Annotated in this window: 8 protein-coding genes; 1 reads left to right on the forward strand and 7 read right to left on the reverse strand. The window is 59.2% G+C overall.

Annotated features, from left to right (window positions below):
* Positions 1-22: 22 nt before the first annotated feature.
* From H1B31_RS11180 to leuS, 5 genes are all read right to left on the reverse strand, one after another.
* Positions 23-940, reverse strand: a complete 918-nt coding sequence (locus tag H1B31_RS11180; RefSeq protein WP_009441924.1) for an AEC family transporter — start codon at positions 938-940, stop codon at positions 23-25.
* A gap of 93 nt (positions 941-1,033) precedes the next feature.
* A complete protein-coding gene (gene uvrA, locus H1B31_RS11185) occupies positions 1,034-3,868 on the reverse strand; it encodes an excinuclease ABC subunit UvrA (RefSeq protein WP_185980374.1) in 2,835 nt (944 codons plus the stop codon).
* The gene (uvrB, locus tag H1B31_RS11190; protein WP_185980375.1) at positions 3,865-5,925 is read right to left on the reverse strand and encodes an excinuclease ABC subunit UvrB; all 2,061 of its coding nucleotides are present in this window, start codon (positions 5,923-5,925) and stop codon (positions 3,865-3,867) included. The genes uvrA and uvrB overlap by 4 nt, the downstream gene beginning before the upstream one ends.
* A gap of 116 nt (positions 5,926-6,041) precedes the next feature.
* Positions 6,042-7,181, reverse strand: coding sequence for an HD-GYP domain-containing protein (locus H1B31_RS11195; protein ID WP_185980376.1), 1,140 nt, complete (start codon positions 7,179-7,181; stop codon positions 6,042-6,044).
* Positions 7,182-7,230: 49 nt separating this feature from the next.
* The gene (gene leuS / locus H1B31_RS11200; RefSeq protein WP_185980377.1) at positions 7,231-9,705 is read right to left on the reverse strand and encodes a leucine--tRNA ligase; all 2,475 of its coding nucleotides are present in this window, start codon (positions 9,703-9,705) and stop codon (positions 7,231-7,233) included.
* Between the two features lie 254 nt (positions 9,706-9,959).
* Between leuS and H1B31_RS11205 the strand changes: the two genes are divergently transcribed.
* On the forward strand, positions 9,960-10,712 hold the full coding sequence (locus tag H1B31_RS11205) for a sulfite exporter TauE/SafE family protein (RefSeq protein WP_185980378.1): 753 nt from the start codon (positions 9,960-9,962) through the stop codon (positions 10,710-10,712).
* A 51-nt stretch (positions 10,713-10,763) separates the two neighbouring features.
* Here H1B31_RS11205 and H1B31_RS11210 read toward each other — a convergent pair whose 3' ends face one another.
* Together H1B31_RS11210 and H1B31_RS11215 are read right to left on the reverse strand one after the other, a co-directional pair.
* Positions 10,764-12,866 carry a methyl-accepting chemotaxis protein gene (locus H1B31_RS11210; RefSeq protein ID WP_185980379.1) on the reverse strand — a complete coding sequence of 701 codons (2,103 nt, stop codon included), beginning with the start codon at positions 12,864-12,866 and terminating at the stop codon, positions 10,764-10,766.
* Positions 12,867-12,916: 50 nt separating this feature from the next.
* The gene (locus H1B31_RS11215) at positions 12,917-14,266 is read right to left on the reverse strand and encodes an amino acid permease (RefSeq protein WP_185980380.1); all 1,350 of its coding nucleotides are present in this window, start codon (positions 14,264-14,266) and stop codon (positions 12,917-12,919) included.
* Positions 14,267-14,316 lie beyond the last annotated feature (50 nt).

Below are 14,316 nucleotides of genomic sequence, written 5' to 3' on the forward strand. Positions count from 1 at the left end.
AATATGCCTCCTTTGTAGCAAATCACAGCCCCGTAATCATAGACACAAGCGGAATTGTCGCCACAGAGATCAGTGTCGAAAGCGCGATAATCTCCGTCATCAGCGGATAGGCGACCTTGTTGTAGAGGAGCGCGACCATTGCAACCATGCCGCCCGTCGGTGCGGCGACGATGACGAGGCTGCATCCGAGGATGTAGGGATTCGTGACAAACGCCTTCATCGCAAAGAGAATCGGAATCGGCAGGACGACTGCTTTCAAGAATGTATAGAGCAGGAGCTTGTGATCCGTCAGCATATGGCGCATATGGATGTCCTTAAGCGATGCGCCGATCATCATCATCGCCAGAGGTGCGGTCATCGCCCCGATCATTGCGAAAGCCTGCGAGAGCAACGGATTCGTCGGAATCTCACCGAAGTAGATCACGCACGCAATGAGTGAGGCGATGATGCCTGGATTCAGGAGCATGCGGAACATCTCGAAGCCACGCCGCTTGTGGATGCTGATGGAGGAGACGCCGTAGACGAAGAAGAGTAAATTGACGGGAATGAAAAAGAGCGTCATGTAGACGACCGCCTGATCGCCGTACACCCCCTGCACGAGCGGCAGCCCCATGAAGAGCGAGTTGTTGAACCAGAACGAGAGGTTCACTGCCCCGCGCAGACGCCCGCGAAAGCGCAACAGGAGCGGCAGCAGGAAGCCAACGATGCACATCATTGCAAGCAGCGCCGCATAGGCGGTATAGGTCTCGATGACCTGCGCGAGCCCCATGTGCTCCTCCGCGCGCATCGCTGCCGAGATGATGAGGCACGGGCACGCGATGTTGACAATCAGGGAGGAAAACTGCTCCTGATTGTTTGGAATGATGATGTTGTAACGGCGCGCGAGCGCCCCCGCAAAGATCATCAGAAAGAATACGATCATCTGCCCTAAAATCAGCATTACATTACCTTCTTTTTCAGTTCGTTTATGGATTGGGCGCCCCTTCCACCATGCTCCGCATGGTCCCCCTCCCCCGTGGCGCACGGGGGAGGCTCAAAGGGGATGCTTTTCTTCAAGCAGCGGCTTCAAAAATTGTCCTGTATAAGACTCAGGCACTTCAACGATCTGCTCGGGCGTTCCCTGCGCGACAATCGTTCCGCCGCGCACACCGCCCTCAGGTCCGAGGTCGATCACGTAGTCCGCAGCCTTGATGACATCGAGGTTGTGCTCGATGACGACGACGGTATCGCCGCCGTCCACGAGCCGTTGGAGGATGACGAGCAGCTTGTGGATGTCCGCCGCATGGAGTCCCGTCGTTGGCTCGTCGAGGATGTAGAGCGTCTTGCCCGTGCTGCGCTTCGACAGCTCCGTCGCGAGCTTGACACGCTGCGCTTCGCCGCCCGAGAGCGTCGTCGCGGGCTGTCCGAGACGGATGTAGCCCAGCCCCACGTCGCGGATAACCTCGAGCTTGCGCGCGATGCGCGGCACATTCTGAAAGAAGGTCACGGCCTCCTCGATCATCATGTCAAGCACCTCGGCGATGGTCTTGCCCTTGTAGTGCACCTCGAGGGTCTCGCGGTTGTATCGCGCTCCCTTGCACACCTCGCAGGGGACATAGACGTCAGGGAGGAACTGCATCTCGATCTTGAGGATGCCGTCCCCACGGCACGCCTCGCAGCGCCCGCCCTTCACGTTGAAGCTGAACCGCCCCGCCTTGTAGCCGCGCATACGCGACTCCAAGACCTGACTAAAGAGGTCGCGAATCGCGTCGAACACACCCGTATAGGTCGCGGGATTCGAGCGCGGCGTGCGTCCAATCGGCTGCTGATCGATGTTGATCACCTTGTCGATATGCTCGAGCCCCTTGATTTTCTTGTGCTTGCCGGGCTTTCCCTTCGCGCGGTAGAGACGCGAGGCGACGCCGCGATAGAGAATCTCGTTGACGAGTGTGGATTTCCCCGAGCCGGAGACGCCCGTGACGAGGGTCAGCGTCCCGAGCGGGAATTTCACGTTGATGTTCTTGAGATTGTTCTCTGCCGCGCCCACAATCTCGAGCGCGTTTCCATTTCCCTTGCGCCGCTCGGCGGGCACGGGGATGAACTTCCTGCGTGCGAGATACTGTCCCGTGATGGAGGCGGGGTTTGCCATAATCTCCTCCGCCGTTCCCTCGGCGACCACCTCGCCGCCGTGCTCGCCCGCGCCGGGTCCGATGTCGATGATGTGGTCGGCGGCGTGCATTGTGTCCTCGTCATGCTCCACGACAATGAGCGTATTGCCGAGGTCGCGCAGGTGGCGCAGGGTTGCAAGCAGGCGGTTGTTGTCGCGCTGATGCAGGCCGATGCTCGGCTCGTCGAGGATGTAGAGCACGCCCATCAGCCCCGAGCCGATCTGCGTTGCGAGGCGGATGCGCTGTGCCTCGCCGCCCGAGAGCGTGCCCGCTGCGCGCGAGAGCGTGAGGTAGTCCAGCCCCACGTCGAGGAGAAAATTGAGACGCGCGTGAATCTCCTTGAGGATCTCCACGGCGATCTTCGCTTCACGCGGGGAAAAGTCCTTCTCCGCCTCCGCAAGGAATGCGTCCGCCTCTCGGATCGTGAGCGCCGTGAGCTCGGCAATGTTCTTGCCGCCGACGGTGACGGCAAGTGTCTCGGGCTTGAGACGCGCCCCGTGACACGCCGTACAGGGCGTATCCGTCATATAGTCCTCGTAGCTCTCGCGCATCTCCTCGGAGTCCGTCTCGCGATAACGGCGCGCAAGCGCGGGCAGCACGCCCTCATAGGGCACGTTGTACTCCTTTTCCTCGCCAAACATATTCGTATATTGGAAGGAGACATACTCCTCCGAGCCGTGGAGGAGCATCTGCTGCGTCTTCTTGTCCATGCGGTTCCACTGCGTGTGCTCGTCATAGTCATGTGCACGGAGGAGTGCCGTGATTGCGCGCATGCCGTAGGAGTTTGGATTCTTCGAGAGCGGCGCAAAGACACCGTCCGCCACGCTGAGCGTCGGGTCGGGCACGACGAGATCGGGGTCAAACTCCTTGTGACTGCCGAGTCCCGTACAGACGGGACACGCGCCGAACGGGCTGTTAAATGAAAACATACGCGGCGCAATCTCGGGGAGCGAGATGCCGCAGTCCACACAGGCAAAATTTTCGCTGAACATGAGCAGCTCCCCGTCCACCACCTGCACGTAGACCACGCCGCCGCCCGCACGCAGCGCCGTCTCGAGAGAGTCCGTAAGGCGGCTCTCCATGCCTGCGCGCACAACGAGGCGATCTACAACGATCTCTATCGTATGCTTCTTCTGCTTCTCGAGAGCAATCTCCTCACCGAGGTCACGCAGTTCCCCGTCGATGCGCACGCGCACATAGCCATCGCGGCGGATCTGGTCGAGGATCTTGCGGTGCTCGCCCTTTTTCCCGCGCACAAGCTGCGCCATGATGAGGAGCTTCGTTCCCTCGGGCTGCGTCATGATGGCATCCACCATCTGATCGACGCTCTGCTGCGCGATGGGCTTGCCACAGCTCGGGCAATGCGGGCGCCCCGCGCGCGCGTAGAGGAGGCGCAGATAGTCATAGACCTCCGTCACCGTGCCCACCGTCGAGCGTGGATTGTGGCTCGTCGTCTTCTGGTCGATGGAGATCGCAGGCGACAGTCCCTCGATGTTGTCCACGTCGGGCTTGTCCATCTGCCCGAGGAACTGCCGCGCGTACGCCGACAGCGACTCGACATAGCGGCGCTGCCCCTCGGCGTAGATCGTGTCAAAGGCGAGCGAGGACTTGCCCGAGCCGGACAGCCCCGTTACCACGACCAGCTTGTCGCGCGGAATCTCCACGTTGATATTCTTCAGATTGTGGGCACGCGCCCCTTCGATTTTGATGCTTTCGTTCATTTTCCCCTATTTTTCCTATTTTTCTTCTTCGGCAGTTCGCCTTCGAGTTCCACAATCATATCGCGCAGTTCTGCTGCGCGCTCGAATTCGAGGGCGCGCGATGCCTGCTGCATCTCACGCAGGAGGCTCTTGACAAGGTTCTCGCGCTCCTTCTTGCCGAGCTTCTTCTTCGCCTTGCCGTCTTTCTTGCCGTACGGCGATTTCTCCTCGGCGGCGACAAGTGTCATCTCGATCAGCGGCACGATGGGCTTCTCGATCGTCTTCGGCGTGATGCCGTGTGCCTCGTTGTATTCGTTCTGTATCGCGCGGCGGCGCTCCGTCTCGTCGATGGCGCGCTGCATGGAGCCCGTGACGACATCGCCGTACATGATGACGTGCCCGCGCGCGTTGCGTGCGGCGCGTCCGATGGTTTGGATGAGTGCCGTATCGGAGCGCAGAAAGCCCTCCTTGTCCGCGTCGAGGATGGCGATGAGCGAGACTTCGGGCATATCCAGCCCCTCACGCAAGAGGTTGATGCCGACGAGCACGTCGAACTCGCCCGCGCGCAGGTCGTGGATGATCTCCGCGCGCTCGATGGTCGCGATGTCCGAGTGGAGGTAGCGCACCTTGACCCCCGCTTCGCGCAGGTACTCGGTGAGGTTCTCCGCCATGCGCTTTGTGAGCGTCGTGACGAGGACGCGCTCGTTACGCTCGATGCGCAGGCGAATCTCCGAGAGAAGGTCGTCGATCTGCCCGTCGAGCGGGCGCACCTCGACCACGGGGTCGAGCAGCCCCGTCGGGCGTATGATCTGCTGTGCAACCTGCTGCGCCTGCTGCATTTCGTACTTGCCGGGAGTCGCCGAGACGTAGACGATCTGGTTGACGCGCGCGGCGAACTCCTCGAACGTCAGCGGGCGGTTGTCAAATGCGGACGGCAGGCGGAAACCATTGTCCACGAGCGAGATCTTGCGGCTGCGGTCGCCGCCGTACATCGCGTGAATCTGCGGCAGGGTAACGTGCGACTCGTCGATCATGATGAGGAAGTCCTCGGGGAAGTAGTCGAGCAGTGTATACGGCGTATCCCCTGCTTTCCTATGCGTCAGATGGCGCGAGTAGTTCTCGATACCCGAGCAGTAGCCCATCTCTTCGATCATCTCAAGGTCGTAGTTCGTGCGTTGTTCGAGCCGCTGCGCTTCGAGGAGTTTGCCCGCGCCCTTGAGCTCGTCCAGACGCTCCGCAAGCTCCGTGCGGATGTCTGCCATCGCGATTTTCATATCCTCGTCCTCGGTGACGTAGTGGGATGCGGGAAAGACCATCGAGTGCAGGCGCTCGCCGTAGACATCGCCCGTCATGACATCGAACTCGATGATGCGCTCCACCTCGTCGCCAAACATCTCGATGCGCACGCCGCGGTTGTTGTAGCCCGCAGGGAAGATTTCCACGACATCGCCGCGCACGCGGAAGCGCCCGCGCTCAAAGGCAATGTCGTTGCGCTCGTAGCGAATGGAGACGAGTTTTTGCAGGATCGCCTCGCGTGGGATCGTCTGCCCCTTGTGCACGGAGAGCACCATCTCGTGATAGCTCTCCGGCGAGCCGAGGCCGTAGATGCACGACACGCTCGCAACGATGATGACATCGCGCCGCTCGAACAGCGAACAGGTCGCGGAGTGGCGCAGTTCGTCGATCTCGTCGTTGATGGACGCGTCCTTCTCGATGTAGGTGTCTGTCTGCGCGATGTATGCCTCGGGCTGGTAGTAGTCGTAGTAACTGACGAAATAGCCGACGTAGTTGTCGGGAAAGAAGGACTTGAACTCGCTCGCCAGCTGCGCCGCGAGCGTCTTGTTGTGTGCAATGACGAGGGTTGGCCGCTGCACCTGCTCGATGACCTTTGCCATCGTGTAGGTCTTGCCCGTGCCCGTCGCACCGAGCAGCACCTGCGCTGCCATTCCATTCTCGATGCCGCCCGCAATATCGGCGATTGCCTGCGGCTGATCCCCCATCGGCTCGAACGGTGCGGCGACCTTGAACGGAATCTCCCCCTCGAATATTGTCGTATTGAGCTTTGGAACCATCGCCATATGCTGCCCTCCCTGCTGTTCTCGAAAAGTCATCTCTGTATTATAGCGCATTCATCGTGCGATGGAAATAGCGGCGAATGAAAAAGCACCCCGCAGGGTGCTTCCTGATTGATGCATTAGAGTTTGCTGACCTCTGCTGCCGTCATGATCTCGACAACGGTGAGATCCTTCACCGTATTGAGGTCGATGAAGCCGCCGTCCGTGAGCTGCACAACGGGCATTGCCGTAACACGCGACTCATCGATGTAGACAATGCGCCCTGCCGTGCCGTCCGAGAGGCGCAGCCAGCAGCCGTTGAGCGCGGCGTTGAGCTTGCGCATGAAGAGCACGGCGTACTCGGAGTCGAGTTTCCCATCCAGAACGTCGGCATAGAGGATCTTGAACACCTCGAACGGCGAGCGCTTCTCCGCATAGGTGCGGCTGGACGCCATCGCGTCATAGCTGTCGAGCACAGCAAGCACCTTGCCGAACGTTGAGATCTGATCCGCCTCGAGTCCGGACGGATAGCCGGAGCCGTCATTGCGCTCGTGATGCTGAATGACTCCATTCATGAGATCCGTGCGGCCGGAGAGATCGCTGCCCTCGAGAAGCTTGAAGCTGTCAACCACGTGGTTCTTGAGGATGTCGAACTCCTCCTCCGTGAGACGCCCCTTCTTCTCGAGCAGATCCTTTTCTATGAACTGCTTGCCGATGTCGAGGAAGAGTCCCGCAAGCACAAGGTTCTGACGATCCATGCCCACAAGCCCCATCCACTTTGCCATCAGTCCGCTGAGAATCGCGAGATGTACGCAGTGGTGTATGTTGTAATCCCCATCCTGATTCATTGTGTAGATCATGGAGACCGCCGTTGCGCCCTCCTTGTAAAGGTCGCGCAGGCGTCCGCTCGCCATGACAGGCTGCAGGATATCCATGTTGAGCCGCCCCGTAACGGCAGCCTCCTGGAAAAGCTTTTCCATCTCGCCGTATACATAGCGGTAGTCCTCGGCGTATTTATCGTCGAGCTTTGCGTCCCGCTCAGGCGTCACAGTCTCCTCAACAGGCTCTGCCTTGGCCGCCTTTTCCTTCTCTACGGCGGCGAGAATGCTGTCCTCATCGACATAGACGGACGCGATCCCCTTCTCCTTGAGCAGGTTGATCGTGGCACGATCCAGAACTGTACCGCCCTCAACCAGAACGACCTCCGTCTCGCCTTCGTAGACCGTGCGCCCAATGAGCATTTCCGGCAGGAGGCTCCGAACAGCAAACGCTTTTAACATGATGATTGATCTCTCCCTTTTCTTCCTTGAACTGAGGTGTTATACCTATTTATCCCTTGACAACAATATTGACCAGCTTGCCGGGCACGCAGATGACCTTAACGATCTCTTTGCCCGCCGTGAGTTCCTTCGCGCGCGGCAGCTCTGTGACAAGCTGTTCCATCGCCGCCTTGTCCAGATCGGCGGCAATCTTCACGCGGTCACGCACCTTGCCGTTGATCTGCAGAACCACCTCGATCTCGTCCTGCGTGAGTGCAGATTCATCGTAGGCAGGCCATTTCTGAGCGTGCACACTGCCCGTAAAGAGGCGTGCCCAGAGTTCCTCTGTGATATGCGGAGCAAACGGCGCGAGCATGCGCAGAAGTGCGCTCCCCGTCTCACGCACAAGCGCGGGATTGAGCTCCTTATCCTGAAATGCGTAGAACGCATTGACAAGCTCCATGATGGAGGAGATCGCCGTATTGAACATGAAGCGGTCGCGCACGTCCTCTGTGACCTTCTTGATGGTCGTGTGCAGGACGCGGCGCAGCTCGATTTCCTCGGGGGTAAGCGATGCCGTGTCATAGGACTCCGGCGCGCCCTTGATCGCCTCCTCGAACTGCAGGAGGATGCGCCAGACACGGTTCAGGAAGCGGAAAGCTCCCTCGACGCCCTGATCGCTCCAGTCCAGATCACGCTCCACAGGAGCGGCGAAGAGGATGAAGAGTCGCGCCGTATCCGCGCCGTACTTCTCGATGATCTCCTCGGGCGAGACGACGTTGCCGAGCGACTTCGACATCTTTGCGCCGTCCTTGATGACCATGCCCTGCGTGAGGAGGTTCGTAAACGGCTCATCGAAGTCGAGCATCCCTGCATCGCACAACACCTTCGTGAAGAAGCGTGCATAGAGGAGATGCAGGATCGCATGCTCAATGCCGCCGATATACTGATCGACGGGTGCCCAGTAGTTGACCTTGTCCCGATCAAAGGGACGCTCCGTATTGTGCGGGTCGGCGTAGCGGTAGTAGTACCACGAGGAGCAGATGAAGGTGTCCATCGTGTCCGTCTCGCGCGTCGCGTTGCCGCCGCACTTCGGGCATTTACAGTGGAGGAAGTGCTCGCTCGATGAGAGCGGCGACACCGTGCCCTGCTCGAACGACACATCCTCGGGCAGGCGTACGGGCAGTTCCTCCTCTGGAACGAGTACCTCGCCGCACGCCTCGCAGTTGATGATGGGAATGGGCGCGCCCCAGTAGCGCTGACGCGAGATAAGCCAGTCGCGCAGACGGTAGTTGACGCGGCGCTTGCCGAAGCCCTGTGCCTCCGCCTCGTCGATGATTGCCCCCATCGCCGCGTGCATCTCCAAGCCCGTGAACTTGCCGGAGTTGATCAGGAAACCTTCCTTCTCAACATACGCCGCTGTCATGTTCTCAAGGCGCAGCTCACCCTCGGGCGGACGAATCGTGAGGATCTTGCGGATGCCGTACTTCGTCGCAAACATCCAGTCGCGCTGATCCTCGGAAGGCACTGCCATGACCGCGCCCGTGCCGTACTCGAAGAGGACGTAGTTCGTGATCCAGATCTCGACCTGCTCCCCGTTGAACGGGTTCATGCAGTACAGACCTGTGAAAATTCCTTCCTTCTCCGACTCGCTTGATGCACGCTCGATATCGGACTGCTTCTTCACGCGCGTGCAGAACGCGCGGATCTCGTCCGCCTTGTCGCTGATCGCACAGATCTTGTCCACGAGCGGATGCTCGGGTGCGAGTGCGAGGAATGTGATGCCGAATACGGTGTCAGGGCGTGTTGTGTAGACGGGAATCTCCGTCGCAAGTGCGGGTGCGGGCAGGCGGAATTCCAGTCCCTCGCTGCGCCCGATCCAGTTCTCTTGCATGGTCTTGACGCGCTCAGGCCACCCCGGCAGCTTCGCAAGATCGGCAAGGAGTTCGTCGGCATAGTCCGTAATCTTGAAGAACCACTGTGCGAGGTTCTTCTTGTGCACCTCGGACTTGCAGCGCCAGCATTTGCCGTCCTCCACCTGCTCGTTCGCGAGCACGGTGCCGCACGTGTCGCACCAGTTGACGGACGCCGCCTTCTTGTAAGCCAGCCCCTTCTTGTAGAACAGCTCGAAGAGCCACTGCGTCCAGCGGTAGTAGTCCTCGCGGCAGGTGATGACCTCGCGCGACCAATCGTACGCAAGCCCCAATGCGCGCTGCTGGCGCTCCATGTTCTCAATGTTCGCATACGTCCACTGCGCGGGGTGCACCTTGTTCTGGATCGCCGCATTCTCTGCGGGCATGCCAAAGGAATCGAATCCCATCGGGTGCAGGACGTTGTAGCCCTCCATCGTCCGAAAACGCGCGACCACGTCTCCAATCGAGTAGTTGCGGACATGACCCATGTGGAGTTTTCCCGACGGATAGGGGAACATCTCAAGCACGTAGTATTTCGGCTTCGTGTCATCCATCTCCGTATGGCAGCTGTGCGCACTCTCCCAGTGCTTCTGCCACTTCGCCTCAATCTCCTGCGGGCAATATCTCTCCACTATACTCTTGCTCCTCCCAGTATCCAAACCAAATCTCACAACAAAACCGTGAGATATTTTCTTTTAATAGTTTTGATTCATTATACATGAAACGGGATGAACGCGTCAATCATTATTCATATTTTTCGTCACAAAAATACGGACTTTTTTCCTATATCCCTATCCGTCTAAATACAACGGCATACCTCGTGCATTCCCTGTTTGTTCGTGGTACAATGACGATGCAACATAATTTTTATGAAGGAGGGGTATCGTTGGAGCACTATCTTGCGGGTGTCGCCACACATATGGGGCCAACGCTTGCGATCTTCTTCGCGGCATTCATCCAATCCATCACGGGCTTCGGTCTCGTCATCATCGCCGCCCCCCTCCTGATGTTCTTCTACGAGCCGAAGCTGACCGTGCCGATCATGCTGCTGCTCGCATGCAGCGGTAACGCCGTACAGGGCTTCCTCATGCGGCGGCAGGCGAATCTGCCGCTCGTGCGCTGGATGTATCTCGGCATGCTCCTCGGCCAGCCCGTCGGCTTCTTTTTCTTCACCTACATCTCGAACGACGCGCTGAAGGTCTTCATCAACGTTGTTGTCCTGCTAAGTCTCCTCCTCATGCAGATCTCGCACCGCCGCATCCCGGAATGCCGGCGCAACACGATCATCACGGGCATGCTCTCGGGCTTCACGGCGATCACGACGGGCATGGGCGGTCTGCCGTTCCTGATCTACCTTGCCTACACCTCCATGCCTCCTAATGTCTTCCGTGCAACCTGCTTCGTCTACTTCTTCCTCGGCAATGCAACCTCACTCGTCAGCTACCTCATCGGCGGTTTTCCGCTTACGGCGGCATTCAACGAGTTCATCTATCTCCTGCCCGCGCTCGCCGTCGGCATCATCGCGGGACGCGAGAGCATGCGCTTTATGCCTGCCGCTCTCTTTCGCAAACTCGTCTTCGCCATGCTCTACGTCGCCTCCACTTATACCATCGTATCCATTCTAATGAAATCGTTCTGACACAGAAAAAGCGCGGCATCATCCGCGCTTTTTCTGTGCTGTGAAATTTTCTCAGCGAATGGAGCGGAGCACCGTCTCCAGCTCATCGTAGCGCTCGGTCAGCTGCGCGCCGAGCTTTGCCATACGATCAATGGCCTCCGTCGAGCGTTGAATCGCGCCGAGTCCATCGTCCAGACTTTTCTTCAGATCCGCCATGCGCCCGTCAAATCCCTGCTCGAAATTCTCCACCTGATCCTCAAGTGCATGATTCGTCGCGAGCATCTTGTCGATCTCCTGCACGTCACGCAGGAGCTCCCCAATCGCCTCATCCGACGCCTCGAGGCGCTCACGCGTGTTCTCGGAGAGCTTTCGCACCTCGCCCGCAACAACGGCGAAACCACGCCCCATCTCGCCCGCACGCGCCGCCTCGATCGCTGCATTGAGCGCGAGGAGGTTGATCTGCGCGGAGATCTCCGTAATCATGTTCATGACCTGCTCGATCTTTTTCGTGCTCTCCGTGAGACGTTCGAGCTTCGGCGTGATCTCAGCATTCCGTCCGAGTAGCTCCTTCGTCATGTCGCCCTGACCGCCGAGCCCGCTACTCAGCTTGTCAATGAGACCGGAAACGTTCTCGGCACTTTCGCCGACGCGCGCCATCGCCTTGGACATGCCCGCCATCTCGCCGCGGTACTCGTTGAATTCACCTATAATACTGTCCTTGAGGCGCCCAATGATCTCAAGACGGCTGACCTCGTGCTCGAGGAAGGATTTCTGACAGAGCGCATAGACGGATGGGAAGCGGTTCATATAGCCGTCATAGAAGCCGCCGCCCGAGAGCTGATAAAAGAAGATCGCCGTCAGCGTCTCGTTGATGTGCATACCTGCGATTTCACCGAGCGCTGAGTAGCCCGCCACAGGGAATCCGTCAAAGAGGTCGGCACGGCCGATTTCGTCCGCAAAGGTCAGACGGCGCAGGATGCAGTCATTCATCACGACTCCGATGGGCGCGGGTTTGCCCTTGGAAAATCCCGCATAGTCCGCCTGCAGCGTCTCGAGGAATTTTTCACGGCGCATGAGATAGAGCTCTTCGCCCGTCGTAATGTCACAGAAGAAGTGCATGCGCTTCGTCGCCTCGTCAATCTTCTGCAGAGAGCGGATGTAGAACTGATTGCCGACGTGGGTTGCAAATGTATAACCCGCAAGCGCATCCGTGAGTGCCGAGACACTCGAGACATGCAGATAATCCATCAGCACATCCGCGAATAATACGGGACGTCCCTCGGCATCGGCAACGGTGTCCACGGTGCGGAACGTCGCATCCGAGCCGATGATCGTCCAGTGCGCCCCCGTCTCCTCCGCTGCCTGCGTCTTGAACACGGAGTAGCGGTAGTCCTCGGCGAGCTTCACCACGAGGATAACAGCATGGTTCTCGAGCACCTGCGTGCCGTTGTAGATGTAGGTATGGGAAAAGTCGAGCGCACCGCCCGCGCTGCCACCGACATACGGGCAGGGCAGGCTCTCCGCCTCGTAGAGTGCCCGCAGGACAAAGGACTCGCACGCGCTCACGCCGTCGACGTAGACAAAGGCAAAGGTGTCATCGAAACGCACGGGGAACGGAATGCGCTCAGCACGCACGTCTGCTGTGATCTGCACAACGCGCTCGGCGGGTGTAAGCGTCGCCTCCCCGCGCCTCATATCCTCGTTGTGCAGAGGGATCGTCATCATATAGGACTGCGCGATCATGCGCTTGCTGAACACCTGCAGGAGCACCTTCGCACGCCCGTCCGCCGCATCCATGTAGTAGGAGCGCGTGCCTGGGGTGTGTGTCAGTTCGCCGCAGGTCGTCATGAGCAGGAGCTTTACATCGGGCGGCGAGGCAGACTGCACGGCGCGCGCCACATCGTCCATCGCGAGATCTGCGGAGATAAAGCCGAGCACAATCGCAGGGCCGCCCGGCACATCGTAGAGCTCACGCAGACGCTCCGCCGTCAGCTCACTGCGCGAGAGATAGGCAGACTTCATGTCGCTGCCGCCCACCGTGCCGAGCCCGGCAAACGGCGCACGCGTCTTCGTTCCCTCTTCGTGGGCCTGCGGCTCCACGGCAAGAGGCTTCGCCTTGATCCGATCCGCGAGCGAGACCTCTTCCCTTTTCTTATTCCCAAACAATCCGAACATAATTTACCTCCCTATCTGCAAAGGCGCTTTAATGTAATTATAACATCTCTCTACCTTCTCCGCAATAAGCGATAGAGAATCATGGGAACAACGAGCATGGGCACACCGAGATAGAGCGCGGAACGCAGCTCAGGCATAAAGATCATGAAGGCGAGGCAGAAGACCTGCGCCCAGATGCCGAAGAGGGTCACGTACGGAAAAAACGGCATGCGGTAGCGCAGGAGCTCCACCTGCCCCTCCGCCTCGAGCCTGCGCCGCCGCCGATACTGACTCCAGCAAATCGAGATCCACGCCACCGCGCCCGAGAAGCCCGAGAGCGCGAGCAGATAGGTATAGAGTTCGGCGTGCGGGTTCATCGCATAGATCGCAATGACGCCCCAGCAGAAGAGGATGGAGGCGTAGATTGCGCGCGAGGGGACGCCCTTTGCGCTGAGTCCTTCGAGTACGCGCGGTGCCATGCCCATGGTCGCAAGCGCGTGCACCGTCCGCGCCGCACCGTAGAGCCCCGAGTTCGAGCAGGAGATCGCCGCTGTGAGTACGACGAGCGAGAAGAGCGCTGCGAGATGCGAGAATCCGTGCTCGGCGAGCGCCGCCGCAAAGACGCTCTCGCTGAGCGAGGCGTGATCCCACGGCAGAATTGAGATAAGGAGGGTGATCGGCACGATGTAGAGCGCGATGATGCGCCACGTCACATTGCGCACCGCCGTCGGTATGCTGCGTGCGGGATCGGCAGTCTCTCCCGCCGCGAGACCGATGATCTCTGTCCCTTGAAAGTTCACAAGGATAATGACCATCGTGAGTGCGATGCTCCAATAGCCGTGCGGGGCGAAGCCGCCGCTGCCGAGCAGAATACGCGTCCCGATATAGCCCTCCTCACCGATGAGTCCAAGGCAGATGAGGAGCGCGACCACGCTGAACGCAACGAGCGCAGTCACCTTGATGAGCGAGAGCCAGAACTCGCTCTCACCGAATTTATCGACACGAAACAGATTGAGAATGGTGACGATGAGACCGAAGAACACCGCCCACCAGATTGTCCCGATCTCCGGGAAAAAGCCATTCATGATGATGCCGGCGGCGATCATCTCCGACGGCACATAGGAGACCCATGTCACCCAATACGACCAGCCGACACCGCACGCCCACGTCGCCGAGATATTCTCGCGCGCGTAGACGACAAAGGAGCCCGAGAGCGGCTTTTCCACCGCGAGCTCGGCGAGGCAGAGCATGACCGCGAGGACGATGACGCCCCCGAGGAGATAGGAGATCATGGCAGCAGGTCCCGCCTGCTCGAGCACATAGCCCGTTCCGAGGAAGTATCCGCTCCCGATGACGCCGCCGAGAGAGATGAACTGAAGATGTCTGTGCTTCAGCTTCCGTTTCATTGTGGATTCGCCCATGGGCTTTCTAACACGACCTTTCTTCCCGATTGCACTGGATGAAAATGCGC

Origin of the sequence: Selenomonas timonae (assembly GCF_014250475.1) — a bacterium.
Taxonomy (GTDB): Bacteria; Bacillota; Negativicutes; order Selenomonadales; family Selenomonadaceae; genus Centipeda; species Centipeda timonae.